Below are 18,521 nucleotides of genomic sequence, written 5' to 3' on the forward strand. Positions count from 1 at the left end.
GAAGCAAAGACTTTCATTAAGCTTGCTTGTGAAATTATTCAAATGAAATTGGCCTTCCAGAGGTATTTTGTCCGAATCGCGGATTTGAAGGATTCCTCGGATCTCACTGAATGTATTATAGCACGTTTAGGCTTTTCAATGTAATCCGAGAAATCTCTTGAATCTGTGGCCAGCAATTATTTTAATGAAAATTCCCTTCCGGAGGCAAAATGCCTGAAGAGTTCTCAAGGGTTTAGAAGGGTAAGAGCTGCTTCTGCCAAACCACTTTCTGATAAACCATAGTGGTTGAAGATGTCGTTTTGGGAGCCGGTAACGGTGTACTCATCTGGAATGCCCATTATTTTAAAAGCATTGCGGTGGCCGCTCTGGAACAGAAAAGAAGCGCAAGCTTCGCCCAAGCCGCCATATACACTGTGCTCCTCCACGGTTACAATTGGTTTGCCGTCAGCGGCTACTTTTTCAAGCAACTCAGTATCGAGGGGCTTGATGGTGTGCATGCTGATGACGGTAGCGCTGATGCCTTGTTCTTTCTCTAGTTTAGCGGCGGCCTGCAAAGCAGGGTACACCGTTTCGCCGGTTGCTACAAACGTCAGATCATTGCCTTCTCTCACCACGCGTCCTTTACCGAACTCAAAGGTACTCTCTGCCTCAGGTTGCAGCAGGGGCATGGGCTTTTTGCCGAAGCGGATGTAAAAGGGCTGTTCTGAGGAGGCAGCCTGTGCAATGGCTTGCTCGGTCTCGAAATTATCGGCAGGTGCTACAATGGTAATATTGTTGATGGCGCGGAGTACCGCGTAATCGTGGAGGCTATGGTGGGTGGTACCCAACGCGCCGTAGCTCACCCCGGCACTAATACCGATCAGCTTCACGGGGTTGTCAGAATAAGCCACGTCGTTTTTGATTTGCTCCAGTGCCCGGGCAGTTAGAAAGCAAGCCGGTGAAACGGCAAATACTTTTTTACCAGCCGAAGCCAAACCTGCTGCCACACCTACCAGGTTTTGTTCAGCAATGCCTATTTCCACTATCTGTTTCGGATATTTCTGCCCAAAAGGCACCAGTTTTCCAGACCCACGCGAGTCGCTGGTTACAGCTACAATGTCTCGGTCAGTGGCAGCCAGGTCTTGGAGGGTACTCGAAAATACCTCTAGGTTTGCTTTGCCCGTTTCTATTTCCTTTTCTACGATTGCACCCACAGTTTTTTGATTTTGTGATGAAAGATTAATTTAACTAAACCGCCTCTGCATTCAGCGTTGCCATAACAGCATCGAGTTCTTCAATGGCCTGGTGGTATTGTTCCTCGCTTGGTACCCCATGGTGCCACTTGAGCACATTTTCCATGTAGCTTACGCCTTTGCCTTTAATGGTGTGCGCAATAACAAGGCTTGGCTTTCCTTCCTCAAAAGGCATGGCATCAAAGACTTCTTTCAGAGCAGTAACATCGTGCCCGTCTACATGACGCACGGCCCAGCCAAAACTTTCAAATTTATCGTCGATGGGGTTGGTGTCACATACCTCTTTTGTAGAAGCCGTTATCTGCAGTTTGTTGTGGTCTATAATGGCGCAGAGGTTATCTAGTTTGTAATGAGAAGCCGTAAGGGCGGCCTCCCAGTTAGAGCCTTCAGGCAATTCACCATCACCAAGCAGCGTAAACACACGGTAGTCGCGTTCATCCATTTTAGCAGCAAGGGCAGCGCCTACACTCAGTGGCAGGCCATGGCCCAGGGCACCTGTGTTCTGCTCCACGCCATTTACCTTGCGGGTAGGGTGCCCGATGTAGTGCGACTTGTACTGGCACAGCGTCTCCAGATCCGACTCCGGGAAAAAGCCCTTATCGGCGAGCACCACAAACAGCGCCTCCACAGTGTGGCCTTTGCTCTGGATGTAACGGTCGCGGTCCGGCGAAGTAAAAGTCTCCGGACTTACATTTAGGGTGTCATTGTAAAGAACATTTAAAATATCGATACAAGAAAGGCTGCCACCCGTATGGCCTGCCTTGGCACCATAAATATACTTCAGGATGTTTTTCCGGTATGTAATGGATTTTTGCTGTAGCTCTAGCTCTGTCATGTGCTTTAAATTTTAGAGGTTAAACCTGCTGGATTCTTATCCTTCGTGATGATAAACTTCCCAGCCCATGTAGTTGCCTAGCGCTTCTTTCAGGATGCCGGCTGTTTTGGAGGCGTTCATAACCACGTGGTGCTCAAAGCCGTTTTTGCAAACGTACTGCATCAGCCCCTGCAGGTTGTTAATTTTGGCAACTGCTCTGTTGCCGAAAGTATTCAGGGTATCATCTGTCAGTTCGCCTTCGCCAATGTAAACTTTAATAATGCCTTTGGGATCGTCGGTGCTGATGCGGCCATAGGTAAGCGGCATGGCTGGTGTGCGTCCGTCGAGGGCGCCAAAAGTGTTTTCTTCTCCTACCGTAGTGCCCAGAATAGGAGCTGTACTCATTTTAATGTCTGGCAGGAAAGACTTTGCCCAGTTACCGCAATGGAACAGCACACACTTTTCTTCGTCGCTGGCGTAGTTGTTGTTCCAGTCTACGAGGGCGCTTGGCGAGCCGGAGGCCAGTTGCATGGCATACATGCTCAGGGTGCCGGTTACGTCTACCTCGCAGGCGCTCGGCAGCATATTCTCGCTCATCATGCTCATGCTGGTGCACACGTTGCAGCCGTAATTTTGCTGAATAGAGGTCCAGCATTGTATGGCGGTGGCATCGAGGGCGTTTACTTCCATAAACTGGTTGAGCACCACGTCGAGTTTGGCAATCTGAATCAGTACATCTTCGGGGGTGAGGCCGGTAGGCGTGTAGGCTTTTATCTTTTCCAGGCGGTCCAGCACAGCCGGGTCGTCTTTTGTAAGTCTTTCAGCATTACCCAGAATCTCTGAAAGGTCCACAGTGGTAACAGATATGCCGTTTCGCTGCAATATTTTTTCGCTGTACCGTACGGTGTTAAAGCCACCTGGTCTGGCGCCCACTGCTCCAATTCTGACATTACGCAAACCTCTTACAACGCGGCAAACTGCCATAAAATCGTTCAGGTCGGCTACAAAGCTTGGGTCGGAAGGATGCACTACATGTTTGGTGGTAGTGGTATATTTAATACCGTATTGGTAGAGGTTGTTGCAAACCGATATTTTGCCGCACCACGAGTCTCTTCTGCGGGCTACGTCCAGTTTCTCCAGGTCATCAGGGTAAGCCTGTACCAGCACAGGCACATCCAGCTTGGCTAGTTTCAGAGTTTCGGCTACGCCTCTTTCGTCGCCGAAGTTCGGCAGCAGTACCAGCACTCCTACAATTTCATCTCTATGCTTTTTAAATAGTTCAGCACACTTCATGGCATCCTGAAACGTTTCCACACCGCCCAGTTTGGTGTCTTCCGGATCGAGCAGCACAGGTCGTATGTTCTGGTCTTCGAGTACACTTAAGATCTCAATGCGGGCATCTGCTACCAGAGAATCGGGAAAGAAATTTCGGTTGCCAATTATAACTCCTAAAGTGAGTTGCTGTTTTACGTTTTGCATTAGCTTGCTATTATTAATTCAATTTCGTTATCATGAAAAACCTTCTGGTGCTTATCGGCAATACCTGCATCGGTAATAATATAGTCGATAAGCGAGAGGGCACCAAGGCTGGCGAAGGCGCTCCTGCCTATTTTAGTCGAGTCCGCTACCAGGTAAGTGGTTTCGGCTGCATCTATCATGGCTTTTTTTACCACAATGTCGCTGATGCTGGGGTAGGTCAGGCCCGACTTAAGCGAAAGACCAGCCGTTGCCAGAAACAGCTTCTGCACGTTAATGCCTTTAAAAAAGTCGGCTGCTTTCTGGCCAGTTAGCGAAAGGGTAGGGGGCTTAAACTCCCCGCCTGTCATAATTACTTCTATGCCTGGTTCTGCGCCCAGCATCAGGGCAATATTCAAGGCGTTGGTAATAACCGTCAGGTTTTTGAAACCCTTCAGCTTTTTAGCAATTTCGGTGGTGGTAGAGCCGGAGTCTAAAATAATGGTGTCGCCGCTTTCTATATATTCAAGACATTTGCGGGCGATCAGCTCTTTCTTGTCCATGTTTTCTTTGTTGGCGAGCGTCACTTCCCTTACCTGGTCCTCTACCGTTTTTAAGAACGCTCCGCCATGCTCGCGCACCAATAGTCCGTCTTTATCTAATTTTTCCAGGTCCTGGCGTATGGTCACTTCTGTTACTTTAAAGAGCTTTGCCAGATCAATCACCTTGGCTGATCCGTCTTCTTTTAATAATTCCAGAATTTTTTCCCTTCGCTGGTTAGCCATCATAGCTTCGTATGTTTATAGTACTACATAGTTTGTGCTAAAATTAGTCATAAAAGCGCTCTACTACATAGTTTCGGTTCGGAAGGCGTAATTTAAAAAATAATCCGAATACTTTGTTTTATTTTTTATTTCCTTCGTTTTATATTTTTGTCTAAGCAGAATTAAAACTTGTCTAGCCGATGAACAAGATTTAAGAAAAAATAATTTCCGATATTTTTTTCTTTTGTTTTCTTTTATTTTTGCTATACTTGTGTTAAATATCTTACAGCAAGTAGTATAACTTGTATTTACTCACTAATGCCCCGCAACTTTTACCTTCTTTTCGCGGGGAGCAGCAACATCATTGGCATGTGTGGCCTGGTATCATACATTTAAAAATTGATCTGTAATTTTTAGGAATGATTAAACCAATTGCAGCTGAAATAACAGGAGCAGGTAACTCATAAGCAGTTCATGTGATAGGAGTTCATAGTAAAGCCTAAGCAAAAAATATCGGAAAAAGCTTCGGAAGGGCATTTCCATTCGAATAATTGAGGGGAACATGGTTAATTAGTTTTTGCTGCACAGGCAGCAGTTCAGGTTTAATCTATTTTACCTGAGGCTATACCACTTTCGGCAGGAACTATAAAGAATTGCCCATATAACTTACATACAGCACTAGCAGAGGTAGCAAGCGCTGTTTAATTTTTTAAAATAATAACTAACATTAGTTTGGTCCTGTTGATAAGTTAATGTTAGTATGGGTTCTGTAGAAGATTGATGAAAAACGGGTGAAGCTGAGGCGAAAGCATGTGCCATAAAAAAGTCAGGTAGACCCTTGCCGAAATGGAGGTGAAAATTCTTCTGAAGGCCATTTTTATTAGAATAATTGAAAACTGATACTGTTTTAGTTTCTGATGTATGTTACAAAATCTACTTTCCTGACTTTACCTGCTGCTATTGGTTTTAAATGCCACTTAAAACTGTCATAAGCAGGGTAATTTGTACTGCTGCTAATACAAAACATTATCCTTTTCGCTCATTATAATGCATATGCCATGAAAAAAAAGATGTACTATTTAAAAAATCTGCTCTTCCCTTGCTTGCTGCTTGGTTCAGCGCATACCGGCTTCAGTTCTTCTGCCGCTTTTGCCGCTACCTCTCAGGAGAGCCTGCTTTTCACTTCTGTTTCGGGGCCAGGTACAATTACTGGAGATGCGATTAACACAGGGTATACAGGCGCTGGAGCGCAACAAGGAGTAACTGTGTCGGGGCGTGTGCTGGACGAGAACGGATCAGGTTTGCCAGGCGTTACGGTAATGCTTAAAGGGACAAATACCGGTGCCTCAACAGACATTGACGGCAATTATAGCCTTACTGTCCCTGGAGGTAAAGGAACACTGGTGGTTTCGTTTGTAGGCTACCAGATGCAGGAAATAGACATTAACAACCGCGCCTCCATTAATATTTCGATGGCTCCCGATGCCAAGGCATTGGATGAAGTAGTGGTGGTAGGCTACGGCACGCAAAGCCAGCGGAATATAACCGGGGCCGTGCAAACAGTAAAAGCGCAGGAGTTTGCCGATATGCCGGTGCCACAGGTATCGCAGAAGCTACAAGGGCGATTGGCGGGTGTGCAGATACTGCAAACCACCGGACGGCCTGGCGAAGGTATGAGCGTGCGGGTGCGGGGACAGGCTTCGGCAACGGCAGGTAACCAGCCACTTTATGTAGTAGACGGGTTTCCGATCAGCGGCGACATTAGTACGCTGAACCCGGATGAAATTGAAACGATAAGCGTGTTGAAAGATGCTGCCTCTACCTCCATGTATGGCTCCAGGGCCAGCAACGGGGTTGTTATTGTTACCACCAAACGCGCAAAATCAGGTCAGACTTCGGTTAGTCTCAACTCCTTTTACGGGGTGCAGGCCATACCATCGAGGGGGGTACCTGAGGTAATGAATGCCCGCGAGTTTGCCCAGTTTATGCAGGAAGTGTATACCGAGAATAACCGGGTCGTGCCTGAAATTTATCAGAACCCGAGCCAGTACGGCGAAGGCACGGATTGGTATGGTTTGCTTACCCGAACTGCTCCCATCCAGAACCACAGTGTAACCTTTAACGCGGGCGGTGAGAAATTCAGCACGTCGGCTGTACTCGGTTATTTCGACCAGCAGGGGGTTATTCTGAATACAGGCTTTAAGCGTTTTTCGGCCAGGCTTAATTCGGAGTACCGCTTCAACAACAAAGTGCGTGTGGGCGTGAACATTGCGCCTTCCATTTCGAATACCAGTGGCCGGCCAACAGATGGCGGACCATTTACTAGCACAGGCGGTATGCTGACCAGCGCCTTGCTAGCCTCTCCGCTGGCACCAGCTGTGAACCCCGATGGCAGTCTGCCTATTACGGCCATGACACCGGGTATGCTCAACGTGCCGAACTGGTACCGCGTAGCACTCGAAGCCGACGGCACCAACCGCGTTAACCGACTTTTGTCGAATGCGTTTCTGGAGTATGAAGTGGCAAAAGGACTGGTGCTGAAAACATCGTTGAACGGTGAACTGAGCCAGACGTTCTTTAAAAACTTTGTGCCTTCTACATCCGGTAACGTAAACCAGGCGTTGCCGCGTGCATCAGGCGATCTAACCCTGAACAACAATCAGTTCTATACCTGGTTATCAGAAAATACTGCAACTTACCAGAAAGAGGTTGACGATCATTTCTTTGAAGGACTGGTAGGCTACACAGGCCAAAAGTTCAGGAACGACATTAGTAATGTTGTTGCCACTAACTTTGCCAACGATCGAGTACGCACGCTGAGTGCCGCCACCACCTTTGCGCCCACCAGTGCCGTAGAAGAGTGGACGCTATTATCATACCTGGCCCGCCTTACCTACAACTACAAAGGGAAATACCTGTTCACTGCCTCCGTGCGCCGCGATGGTTCCTCCCGATTCGGCACAGACAACAAATGGGGTAATTTTCCTTCTGTTTCGGCCGGCTGGGTAGTGTCTGACGAAAACTTTATGCAGGGCATAGGCGCCATTTCTTTCCTGAAACTGCGCACCAGCTACGGCATTACAGGTAACAATAACATCGGTAATTACCCAAGCTTTGCCCAAATTAACTCGATTAACAGTGGCGCTTCTAATAACTATGTGTTTAATAACACACTGGCGCCAGGTAACAATGTAGTGTCACTCGGAAATACTACGTTAGGTTGGGAGCGAACCTCTCAATTTGATATAGGGTTCGACCTTGGCTTGTTAAACGACCGCTTGTTTTTGGGCTACGACTATTACACCAAAAACACCGATGGGCTGCTGTTTCAGGTCCCGGTGCCTGTACATACAGGCTTCCCAAACTTTTATGCCAACATTGGCGAGTTTAAGTTCTGGGGGCATGAGTTTACCCTTACCTCCCGCAACACAGTAGGAACGTTTAAATGGACAACCGATTTCAATATTTCCTTTAACCGCAACAAAGTTATACAACTGGGTACTGCCAATGCCGCATTGGGTGGCGGCACCAACCGCAACATTACTATGGTAGGTCAGCCGATAGGTATGCACTGGGGGTATGTGGCAGATGGCGTATACATGAACCAGGCCGATTTCGACAACTCTCCTAAGTTCCAAACCTCTACCGTAGGATCTGTAAAAATGAGAGACGTTAACGGCGATGGCGTAATTACAGTCGATGACCGGACCATTATTGGCAACCCGAACCCCGACTTTCTCTTTGGCTTGACCAACACCTTTGGCTGGAAGAACTTCGACCTGTCTATTGTGGCCTCTGGCTCGTATGGCAACGACATCATGAATACCTCCATGGAGTACATCAATAACCTGGATGGTGTGTTTAATGTGACCAAGTCCGTTGCCAATCGCTGGAAGTCTGAGCAGAACCCAGGTGACGGCGTGCATCCACGTGTGCTGGCAGGTACCACCGGTTTGTTCAGAAACGCCAATACCCTGTGGGTAACAGATGGCAGCTTTCTGACGGTGAAAAACATTTCGCTTGGTTATAACCTGCCGCAGAACCTGATTAAGCATGTGCGCAGCCTGCGCGTGTATGGCAGCATACAGCAAGCCTTGGTAATTACCCGCTACGATGGCTCTAACCCGGAGGTGAACTCCGGCGGAGAAAACCCACTGTCGCAAGGCCTGGACCTGGGCGCTTACCCAGTGCCAAGAACCTTTACCCTGGGTCTGAATGTAGGATTCTAACCTCAGCTGCTGCAATAGCTAAAACAAGTAAAATCTTTTCCGGTGTCTACTTCTGCCCCAGGCCATGCTGCCGTTGTTGCAAGCCAGGTAGTAAGGTGGCCGGAAATCAAAAAATCAAAAAAGATGAAACTAAAGATCATAACATTGGGGTTGCTGCTCTCCCTGGGGGCGTGTAAAGAAGACTTTCTGGAAGTATCGCCCGAAAATTTTATCAGTTCCAATAATTATTTCCAGACCGAGGCGGACTTTACGCAGGCGGTTAATGCTACGTATGCACCGCTTCGCATTGTGTATGGCAGCGCCTACATTATGGGCGAAATGCGATCTGATAACACACATTACATTTTTAACAACTCAAACCGTGGCAACCTGGTGCGCGAAGAAATTGCCGACTTTATGGATAACCCGACGGCGGCACCGGTGCAGGAAAAATGGATGGGCAACTACCGCATTATTTCCTACGCCAACCAGGTGCTTTCGAGAATAGATGCTGCCACTTTTGCCGATAACGTAAAAAGTAACCTGAGAGGGCAGGTGCTGTTTCTCAGAGCCTTAGCCTACTTTGACCTGGTGCAGTATTTTGGCGACGTGCCGCTGCTGTTGGAGCCTACTTTCGGAACTGCCGATGAAATCCTGAATGTGCACTCCACGCGTACCCGCACTCCTCAGGCAGAAATATATGCCCAAATTATAAAAGATGCGACAGAGGCCGCTGCGCTGTTACCGGCTAAAGACCAACAGGAAAGAGGGCGGGCTACTTCTGGCGCAGCCAAAACGCTTTTAGGCAATGTATACGTAGTGCAAAAACAGTGGCCGCAGGCCGAAACGGTGCTGAAAGAAGTGGTAAACTCCGGGAAATACTCCTTGCTCCCCGACTATGCTGCTTTCTTTGATCCTGCCAATAAAAACAATGCGGAGTCTGTTTTTGAGGTGCAGTACTTGCAGGGCAACTTAGGCTTACAAAGCAACTTCGCCTATGTGTTTATGCCAAATCTTGCGAATTTAACACCTATTGTTGGCTTCGTGTTCAACAACCAAAACACGGGCGGCTGGAACATTCCTACCGATAACCTGATAGCCGCCTACGAACCAGGAGATACCCGCAAGGCCGCCTCTATTGCCGAAGGCTACACGGCAGCCGATGGAAGCTTTGTGGCCCAGCCTTACGTAAAGAAGTACCTGCATTTACCACTCCCTCAGCCTAACGGCTCCAACCCAAACACGAACGAAAACTGGCCTGTCTATCGCTACTCGGAGGTGTTGCTATTGCTGGCAGAGGCTCTGAACGAACAAGGCAAAGGTGTGGAAGCACTCCCTTATTTGAATCAGGTCCGCGATCGGGCGTTTGGTGCTGGTGTGTCGCCGGTTACAGTTACAGGCCAAGAGGCGCTGCGCACGGCCATTATGCAGGAGAGAAGGGTAGAGCTGGCATTCGAGAACAAGCGTTGGCTGGACCTGGTGCGTACCGATAAGGCCCTGGAAGTAATGACAGCCTACGGTGCAGCCCTAAAAGCAAGTGGAAAGTACCCGAACCTGCTGCCCGGTTCCTATAATATAACAGCCAGCAGACTCCTGTTCCCGGTGCCGTTTACCGAGGTTCAGGTAAATCCTAACCTGAGGTAACAACCATACCTGTAATACTAAAAAGAAAGCCCACACAGTTCTAGTTAGAGCTGTGTGGGCTTTCTTCTTAGAGGATGGAGCTGAAGAAGGTTACCCTATTCAAATTATTTGAGTGTATAATCTATAAATGTACATCTCCCGCGAGCTTTCAGCTGGTGGTTTATTATAATGGCGAGCTTCCAACTCACGGCAGTGATTGCAGTGCTACTATGGATAAACCTTAAAATATTATACAATCAAATGAGTATTAACCAGCTTGCGCAATAGCTGCCTCTTCCAGTTTATTGCGGCAGGTAGCAATCAAGCAGAAAAGTCAGCCAAATGCACGAACTGAGCCGGCACTGTTGGGGGGTAGGAGCTCTCTTTAAGAGCATTCAGCGAGTGGGGAAGGGGCCCTCGATTTGGCGGGGCCTTTTGTATCAAGACAAAAAGAACAAGAACTTCAGCAATAAAAAAGCTTCACTCCGCTATTACAACTGTAACAGCTACAATGCGAACTTAGGCTAAACCGCCAGTAGCCTTTGCTGATGGCTCTCTCCCACAAGATTTCTTCTGGATGACAAAAGTTTGGTGGGGGGAGTTGAGGTAACTAGGTATTTGCTACCGCACAACTTAAATTATTCTAATGAAAATGCCCTTCAAGAGGGTTTTACAGAGCAAAATGCCAAGGGTAGTATAGACTCAGAAAGCAAAAAGGCTCCTGTTTAGCTGTGTATGCAACTGAACAGGAGCCCTTACTTTATCATAGAAAACGATTTATAGCACCTTTGCTGTTTGGATGGTAACAGGACCTAGCAGCCCAGCCTCTAGCAGTGGCTTACCTTCCAGGCGATAAGGAGCCAGGGTCCAGGTGAGGCGCTCATTTTCTGGCAAGCTATGGTCGCCGATTAAACGATTGGCCCAAGTGTTCGATACCTCAATCTTCAATTCATTTTTACCGAGGCGAATGGCTTCTGTTATTTCTACACGGTAAGGGGCCGTCCAGGCTATGCCGCAGGGAGTGCCGTTTACTTTTACCTCGGCTATGTTAGCTACATTACCCAGGTCCAGCCACACGCGACTTTTCTTATCGGCAGGTGCTTTGCTCTCAAACGTCTTGGTGTAGACGGCGGTGCCGGAGTAGTGCTTTACACCAAAGCTGGACTGCTTACTCCAGTCAACTAACTGGCTCATGGCTACTGGTTCTTTCGGACCGCCGAAAGCAGGATCGAATTGTACCTCCCAGCTTCCTTCCAGCGTCTGCATAGGCTGCGGAGCTATCCAGTTATTGCCTTCTTCGGACTTTTTATCTGGTACCTTATGTTGCAGCACCACAAAAATTGACCCGTTGGCCTCCAGTTGTAGCGGCAACATAGTGCGGTTGTTTTCGATGCGCCAGTTGGCAGCCCGGCGAACTTCGCCTGTTACAGCATCGTATAGCTCCGGCTCCCGTCCCGCCACACGTAGCGACAGCTCCAGGCTACGCTGCTTTTCCTGCTGGTTCGAGATAAAATAAATGTCGAAGTCAGGAGAGGAGCGGTGGGTCCAGGCAATGTCGAGGGCTCGTTGGTTGCTACCTGCTTCAGTTGCGATAACGTCGCGCTCCAGACCTAGCGCATCAAACGAAGCACTCTGGTAAGGACCTCTCAGCAGCTTGCCTTTGCCCAGGCTTTGAATGGCTGCGCTGGCGCTGGCAGCAGTGCTGGCCTCGGCTGGTCCTGTGCCCCAAAGCTCCTGTAGCAGTTGCTGTACTTTAGCGTCGTTAGCCTGCGCGTTGTGGAGGCTGGGAGAGCGGTCGGGGCGGTCGGTTATCAACACAGTGGCACCGTTTTTTACTAGTTCCAGCAGCTTTTGCGCCACTTCCGGCGACATGGTATCGCTGTTTGGAGCCATAGGCCGTGCTCCCGGAATAACCAGGAGCGCATAGCTGGCACCACCCGGCAATACGATGCGGCCATTCTCCACTTTTGCGAGGCGCAGCAAAGCATCACGGTTTATGGAGTCGTAGGCATAGCCGCGAAGCGGGTCTATCCAGTTTTCAGGGTCAGCCATGTTGGCGGTGTGTGTAACACCATCGGGCATCTGGCGCAACGGAACCTCTGCACTTGCCAGGCGTTCTTTCTCCTGCTGCACCACTTCTTTGCCAAATATTCCGGGTAGAGTAGATACTAACCTGTCTGGTAACACGGCTCTTCTGGGAATATCTTCGCCAGTAAACACTGCTATGTCTGCTACAAAATTGCCCTGCTGCAACAGAGCCTGGCAACGCTGCGCGTATGTTACCCAAGCGCGACCCGGTTTCCACCAGGTTTGGTCACGCTGAAAGTGAATGCCCACACCATCCAGGGTCATGCCTGGTTTGCGGTCGAGCCAGGGGTTGTGTGTGAACACGTGGTACACGTAGCGGTTAAAGCCGAGAGCGTAATTGCGGTCGCCTAATGTCTTGAAAAGGGCCGGATGCTCATCCCAGGCCATGCGCAGCTGCGTAAAGCACTCTGCCTGCACAATCTGTTTGCCGTAAACGTGCGCGCCTGAAATGGCATCGAGCACATCATTTGGTTTGTCGTGTGTTGGGCTGCGGAACCAGAACTCACCCATTGGCACATCTACGGTGCTGTAATGCAGCATGCCATCGCTGGTCATGGTCGGAGACACGCACTCTGCAGTAAACTGAAGGCCATGTTCGCGCACCCTGGTCATGAGGGTACCATAAAACATATCATTTACCAACTCGGCAATCGTCTGGCGAACATCATGCAGAAAACGCTCCGATACATCGGCACTCTGTATCGGAATGCCGGCATAGAGCGGCAGGTAAGGCACCAGGTCGTAGCCCCGGCGCTTGCGGAACTCCTCCCTGAAAACCGGCGACCAATTCTGGCTGCCGCACTCCCAGCTGTCTATATAAAAAAGTTTCAGCACTTTGGCAGTCAGTTCCGGCCCGGCCTGCTTCATTGCTTCGCCAAACCAGCCATCAAACTGCTTGTTAATAGCCTCAGGGTTAAACTTGTCGCACTCCAGGCCTGTACCTGCGCCACCTGTGGCGTTGGTGTGGCCGGTGGAGGTGTGGCCCATCCGGAGAATGGTCCATTTTCCGGATGGGGCATTCCAGTTCAGGTTGCCATTGGCATCCAGATGTTTAGTAATATCTACTATCTTATCAGCAGGCACACAAAGATCATCCGGTACCTGTGCGGCAGTGGTGCGGGGACTGATGCGCCATACTTCGCCTGTTTTGCCTTCGTACTGATGTATGTGTGGTGTACCGGAAAGCTCTATACCGGCAACTTTAAGGTTCGGGCTCCACTTTGCTGAGTCTACATCTTCTGCTCCGGGCTCCGAACCAGCTTTGTCGTACACAAACCGGAAGTAACGGGCTGTGGTAGGCTCGATCACGTGCGTGTTGTTGGCATCAGTGTCCTGCCAGCCATGGCGTGGCGGCTTCAGCCGGCCAATCGAGCGGAAGGTCTTGCCATCGTCGCTAACCTCTAGCAGAAGCCGCTGCGCCTGAAAATTATTGCCATTGGTGCGGATAACGATAGAGCGGCAGGTAAAGGGCTTATCGAATGCATATTGAATCCAGCAGGGCTCTTTGCTAGAAAAATTTTGTTTGTTACCAGCTGTCACCAAAAACTGTGGGGCAGGCATATCGGCTTTGTTAGAGCTTACTTTGGGTGCTACCGTGAGCGTAGATATGTCTGCTCCCGGAGGAGTAGGATAAGCCAGTACAGCTATGTCGCGGTAGTAATCTACTTTTGTAGGAGGTTGTGGTAGCTTGCCAGTAAACCGTTTGCCGCCTGCCACGTGTGTTTCGGACCAGACTACTTTTTGCATCGAGAGGGCCGGTGTAATCCAGGGGCCGCCTGCCAGGGCGAAGCCATCGCTGGCGTGTATGCCCATTTCCAGGCCCAGTCGCCCAGCTTCGCTCAGGGCGTGGTTTACCATCTGCCACCATTCCGGCGACAGCTGTTCTACCGGTTTAGGAGTAAGGGGCGGATCAGTTTTTCCTTTGATAGCTACTAAGTAGGCACCGCCTATTCCAGCTTCTTTCATGGCTTCCAGGTCGGCAGTTACTCCTTCTTTTGAGGAGCTGGCATGCATCCAGTACCAGAGCACCCAAGGTTTAGCCGCAGCCGGTGGCGACTGAAAAGCAGCACTTAGGGCGCTGGCAGGAACCATGCTCGACCAGCCGGTTGCCTGCCTGCTGCACGACGAAAGCAGACCAGACAAGGGTATGCCTGTGGCAGAAAGCGCTAAACCAGCTGCGCCTGTTTTCTTTAAAAATTCTCTTCTATTCCACTTCGGATTCATCATCAGGATGGATGAGATTTAACTATTTATAAACTGATTTTGAGATTCAAAATAAAAATACTCTCTGGTGCATACAATCATAATATGCCGGGCATACCCTTGGCAACATTTTGTCAAAAATCCTTCCGGAGGGTATTTTCATTTGAATAATTCGAGTGTATAACATATTAGGGTACCTTATAGAAAGGCTCCAGCACTCTTAGCAGCAGTTCTATCCGATGCCCATACACTTAGTGTTTTATAGTACATGGCTTAGCGCTCTTGGCCGCGGGGCCTCGTTCATGGGCATCGCGCTGCTGCATCTTTCCTGCCCGCAAGCGGGCTGCCGCTCCCGCGGCACCGGAAACCTGCAAAGGCGCTCAACCCAAGAACTGGGTTAGAGTCGGTAGCCATGCTTGTTGTTGTGCAATGTCCCTAAACCATTTTATACATTCGAATACTTCTGCTTCCACCAGACATTTTCAAGTTGAGTGTAGGTAGTGCCCCTTCAAACAGATTTTCAGAACATCATTCTGCCATCATTTCTAATTTTGAATTTGGCACAGCACTAGTGCGTATACATTTCTTCTGCCGCCTTTCGTGCCTTTTTTTCTTTACGGTGTGTCTCGAGCCAGCCACTGTACAGCAGGTTTTTATCGAGCACCGGTTTCGGGAAAAACAAGCTGGCAATGTAGCCTACAACTATAACAATAAGATGACTATATACACCCAACATATATTTGTGCTGCGTAAAGTTAAGGTCTCCCAAGTCGAGCAGCAACTTTTTGCCACTGCCAAAATCAAAGGCAGTAGACGATAGGAAGGCATAGGTGGTGAACACGATGCAGGAGATAATGCCAATGTTGAGGCCTTCTTTGTTTGCACGGGCGCTGAAGAGCCCCAGCAGGAAGATGCCGGCTATACCGCCAGAGAAGATGGAGTAAAGGGTAAACACAATGCCCAGCACACCTTCCTCACCAGCAGAAAGGTAAAGGCTAGCAATCAGGATAGCGCCCAAGCCCGATCCTACCACAATCCATTTGCCTACTTTCAGGTATTCGGCATCGGGTCGGTTTGGCTTAAAGCGTTTGTAATAGTCTGCTACTCCCACCGCTGCCAAGCAATTCAGGTCGGAGTCGAGGCTGGAGATGGCGGCTGCGATTAAGGCAGAAAGTATTAGCCCTGTTACGCCAATTGGCAATTGGGTATTTATAAAGTAAGGAAAAATGGCATCGGGCCGCATATCGTCGGGCAGGGGGTGCTGCAGGTAAAAAACATACAAGGCGGTACCTATGAACATAAAAAGTGCCCAAAGAGGTACTGTCAGCAACACACCCATTAGCGAGGCACGCACAGCGCCCTTGTCGGTGCGGGCAGTGAGATAACGCTGCACAATGGTTTGGTCGGTGCCGTATTTCTGGATAGCATAAAATATCCCGTTCAAGGCCATAACGACAAAGGTAAGCTTCGTAAAATTCCATTCGTAAGGGCCAAAGCCAGTTTTGCCATGTTCTTCGGCAATCTGCCACACGGCAGCAGGGCCACCCTCCACCGAGTACATTATAATGAAGAGGCACACAATGCCTCCCGCAATAAGCATAAAGCCCTGAATAACATCGAGCCAGATAACAGCCTCGATGCCACCCAGCAAGGTTATGGCAATAATCAACAGGCCGATAACCCAAATGGTAGCAAATGTGTTAGCTCCCGTCATGTTGGCCAGCGCCAGGGCCAGCAGAAAGAAAACTGTGCCCATTTTAGAAAAATGCGTCAGGATAAAGGCCAGCGAGCTGTAGAAACGGGCAAAGGAGCCGAATCGCTTCTCAAAGTATTCGTAGGTGCTCAGGCCAATTACTTTCCGGTAGAGCGGTACTATAAACCAAATCATGCCCACCAGTATCAGTGGCACCATAATGCCCTGCACCAACAAGATCCAGTTCGATGAAAAGCCCTCGCCCGGGTAAGCCAGAAACGTAACGCTGCTCACCAGCGTAGCCAGCAGCGACATACCAATGGCCCAGGCAGGAATAGTGCCTCCGGCAGCAAAATAACTATCGGTGGAATTCTGTTTTTTAGCAAACCGTAAACCCACAGAAAGCGATACAGCCAACGATATAAAAATAATGATGTAGTCTATAATGTGTAATGTTTCCATACCAATGGGAGTGTACTTTATTTAAAAAACAAAATGCTAATAATTCTTTTCTGATCCTCTTGCTGCCATCCTTTGTGAAAGTGGTGTTCCGTATAAACCATTTCCCTGTTTTTACTGAAAACTTTTTAAACATAGGATTAGCCTTATTATATGGAACAGGTATTGAGGAGCTGCCTTGGAATAGTGTTATTGGTGTTATTATATGAATAGATAATTTATATATAAATGTAGTAAAAGTTTGAATGATAACTAACAATTGTTCCAGTTTTTTGATTTTTTAATGCAGTTGCTGCAGAAGTGTGAGAAGAGAGGCCGCATAGGAGGAACCATTGCAGGAGAGTAGATTATTAGCCTTAATACTTATTTCCTTAGGGCTGCAGAAACACAAAATCCCTGATGAAAAGGTGAATTTCTCATCAGGGATTTTAAGTTTAAGTGGCGCTGACGCCACATATAGCCTAGGGCCTTTCCGGACTGAAAAGGCTCTAGAAGGCCCTTTTCATTAGAATAATTTTTTTGAGCTTATAAGATGTACATTCTTTTAATTAATATTTTTTAATCAAACAGCCTGTGGCGCGTCTTTCAAGCGAGGAAACTGTTTTATTGCTTAGTACTTCCTCGATCACGTTTTTCAGGAAAAAGCTTTTAACCTGGTCCGCCACCTGCGGGTTGTCATCTATGGCGCCTTTGTATTTCAGCACAAATTGCCCTTCGTTTTGCAGCAGCACAAATGCCTCCGGCGTTTTGGTGGCACCAAACTTAGCACTTTGTACCTGCCCTTCGTCAGCCAGGTACGGGAAGCTGTAATTCTTGCCAGCCAAATCCTGAAGTGTTTCGCTTCCTTCGCCAGAACCAATGTTGGGGTTGATAAATACAAACTGAATGCCTTTGCCAGCATAAGCGCTGGCAAGGTTTACCAGCCGCTCCTCATAAAGTTTGGCATAAGGGCAGGTATTGTTTATAAAAACTACTACCACCGCTTTTTTGCCGGCATAGTCGGTTAGCGATACAGCTTTGCCCTGGCCGTCTTTCAACGAAAAGTCAGCCACCTTGTCGTTAAGTTTATAACTGCCCGACTGAGCAAAAACACTCCCGACTAAAAGCAGGGCTACGGCAATGGAAGCTAATTTTTTCATGTGAAGTTTGTTTGGGTAGAGTTTATACAACAGCGTTGTCTATGCAATATGTAAGAATATGATTGTCAAAGTTTTGGTAGTATACCTCGTACGTTTTTGAAAAACTGGCGGTCTCAACAAGTCCAAGCAGCATATTCTCGGCATCTGAAGGAGTCAGCCTGATGTTTTCCTTAAATATAAGGTTTCTTTTGCTATACATTTTGTATAACGTTTCTTTCGCGCTCCAGTAGACGCAGGTTGTGGTGCCATCGCCTGCTGTGCAGTTTTTCTCGCTGTCGGCCAGAAACCTATCTGCCACCCGGAGTGCCTTCTGGCTTATCAGTTCAATATCTATGCCAACATTATGTGCCGCCGAGAGTATAACGGCAGCCAGTTGAGGAGAATGCGTAATAGAGATGTGCAGGTTGCTATGCTCAAAATAAGGTTTTCCGTATTCGTTGCGGCACAGCACCAAGGGTGCCTCTGTAAACTGCTGTAGGAGCTTGTAAGCCAGTACTCTGCTAGCCAGCCACTCCTGCTCACGCCTCGGGTGTACCTTGCCTGCCAGTACGCTGAGATCTGCATGCGCCGGCAAAGCAGCATATAAGTCTGCTGCAGGCTCTTCTATTTGCCAGATGCCGATAAGGGTTTGCGGAGCAGGATGCAGGGTGTGTACAAGTGGCATAAGTAGGGCAGGAGACCTGCCAAATTAATAATTAGAAAATAAAAATTAGATTTTGGAGTGCTTAAGCATTCCTATATCTAACATTCCGCAGTTGGTAGCGCATGTGACGCTAATTTCCGCACAGAAGTTACAGAACCTGCTATTGCTTCTTTTTTGTTGTAAATTTAAACAAATTTAAGC

General features: G+C 48.5%; 10 protein-coding genes. 2 read left to right on the forward strand and 8 right to left on the reverse strand.

Translation table 11 applies throughout. The features are described 5' to 3' along the window. Positions 1-224 precede the first annotated feature (224 nt). The 4 genes from ACMA1I_RS15200 to ACMA1I_RS15215 are packed head-to-tail and all read right to left on the reverse strand — an operon-like array spanning position 225 to position 4,289. Positions 225-1,193 carry a transketolase family protein gene (locus tag ACMA1I_RS15200; protein WP_337069236.1) on the reverse strand — a complete coding sequence of 323 codons (969 nt, stop codon included), beginning with the start codon at positions 1,191-1,193 and terminating at the stop codon, positions 225-227. 34 nt (positions 1,194-1,227) lie between these two features. Beyond that, entirely contained in the window at positions 1,228-2,067 is an 840-nt protein-coding gene (locus ACMA1I_RS15205) for a transketolase (RefSeq protein WP_337069237.1), read from the reverse strand. 36 nt (positions 2,068-2,103) lie between these two features. After that, entirely contained in the window at positions 2,104-3,525 is a 1,422-nt protein-coding gene (locus ACMA1I_RS15210) for an L-fucose/L-arabinose isomerase family protein (protein WP_337069238.1), read from the reverse strand. Further along, a complete protein-coding gene (locus tag ACMA1I_RS15215) occupies positions 3,525-4,289 on the reverse strand; it encodes a DeoR/GlpR family DNA-binding transcription regulator (RefSeq protein ID WP_337069239.1) in 765 nt (254 codons plus the stop codon). The genes ACMA1I_RS15210 and ACMA1I_RS15215 overlap by 1 nt, the downstream gene beginning before the upstream one ends. A 1,034-nt stretch (positions 4,290-5,323) precedes the next feature. Here ACMA1I_RS15215 and ACMA1I_RS15220 point away from each other — a divergent pair. Together ACMA1I_RS15220 and ACMA1I_RS15225 are read left to right on the forward strand one after the other, a co-directional pair. After that, positions 5,324-8,494, forward strand: coding sequence for a TonB-dependent receptor (locus ACMA1I_RS15220; RefSeq protein ID WP_337069240.1), 3,171 nt, complete (start codon positions 5,324-5,326; stop codon positions 8,492-8,494). Positions 8,495-8,617: 123 nt separating this feature from the next. Next, a complete protein-coding gene (locus ACMA1I_RS15225) occupies positions 8,618-10,117 on the forward strand; it encodes a RagB/SusD family nutrient uptake outer membrane protein (RefSeq protein ID WP_337069242.1) in 1,500 nt (499 codons plus the stop codon). A gap of 756 nt (positions 10,118-10,873) precedes the next feature. Here ACMA1I_RS15225 and ACMA1I_RS15230 read toward each other — a convergent pair. The 4 genes from ACMA1I_RS15230 to ACMA1I_RS15245 form a co-directional block, all read right to left on the reverse strand. Beyond that, complete coding sequence (locus ACMA1I_RS15230; RefSeq protein ID WP_337069243.1) at positions 10,874-14,410, reverse strand: glycosyl hydrolase; 3,537 nt, start codon at positions 14,408-14,410, stop codon at positions 10,874-10,876. A gap of 544 nt (positions 14,411-14,954) precedes the next feature. Next, positions 14,955-16,541 (reverse strand): sodium:solute symporter, encoded by a 1,587-nt coding sequence (locus tag ACMA1I_RS15235; protein WP_337069244.1) that lies wholly within the window; start codon positions 16,539-16,541, stop codon positions 14,955-14,957. A 545-nt stretch (positions 16,542-17,086) separates the two neighbouring features. After that, positions 17,087-17,677 carry a thioredoxin family protein gene (locus tag ACMA1I_RS15240; protein WP_337069245.1) on the reverse strand — a complete coding sequence of 197 codons (591 nt, stop codon included), beginning with the start codon at positions 17,675-17,677 and terminating at the stop codon, positions 17,087-17,089. Between the two features lie 22 nt (positions 17,678-17,699). Then, positions 17,700-18,341: a 4'-phosphopantetheinyl transferase family protein gene (locus ACMA1I_RS15245; protein WP_337069247.1), complete on the reverse strand. Its 642-nt coding sequence runs from the start codon at positions 18,339-18,341 to the stop codon at positions 17,700-17,702. Between the last annotated feature and the right edge of the window lie 180 nt (positions 18,342-18,521).

Origin of the sequence: Pontibacter sp. 13R65, from assembly GCF_047525655.1 — a bacterium.
GTDB lineage: Bacteria > Bacteroidota > Bacteroidia > Cytophagales > Hymenobacteraceae > Pontibacter.

Bases quoted from the DNA above. Each gene is read 5' to 3' on its own strand.
- ACMA1I_RS15205 (WP_337069237.1), bottom strand. From the start codon at position 2,067: ATGACAGAGCTAGAGCTACAGCAAAAATCCATTACATACCGGAAAAAC.
- ACMA1I_RS15210 (WP_337069238.1), bottom strand. From the start codon at position 3,525: ATGCAAAACGTAAAACAGCAACTCACTTTAGGAGTTATAATTGGCAAC.
- ACMA1I_RS15215 (WP_337069239.1), bottom strand. From the start codon at position 4,289: ATGATGGCTAACCAGCGAAGGGAAAAAATTCTGGAATTATTAAAAGAA.
- ACMA1I_RS15220 (WP_337069240.1), top strand. From the start codon at position 5,324: ATGAAAAAAAAGATGTACTATTTAAAAAATCTGCTCTTCCCTTGCTTG.
- ACMA1I_RS15225 (WP_337069242.1), top strand. From the start codon at position 8,618: ATGAAACTAAAGATCATAACATTGGGGTTGCTGCTCTCCCTGGGGGCG.
- ACMA1I_RS15230 (WP_337069243.1), bottom strand. From the start codon at position 14,410: ATGATGAATCCGAAGTGGAATAGAAGAGAATTTTTAAAGAAAACAGGC.
- ACMA1I_RS15235 (WP_337069244.1), bottom strand. From the start codon at position 16,541: ATGGAAACATTACACATTATAGACTACATCATTATTTTTATATCGTTG.
- ACMA1I_RS15240 (WP_337069245.1), bottom strand. From the start codon at position 17,677: ATGAAAAAATTAGCTTCCATTGCCGTAGCCCTGCTTTTAGTCGGGAGT.
- ACMA1I_RS15245 (WP_337069247.1), bottom strand. From the start codon at position 18,341: ATGCCACTTGTACACACCCTGCATCCTGCTCCGCAAACCCTTATCGGC.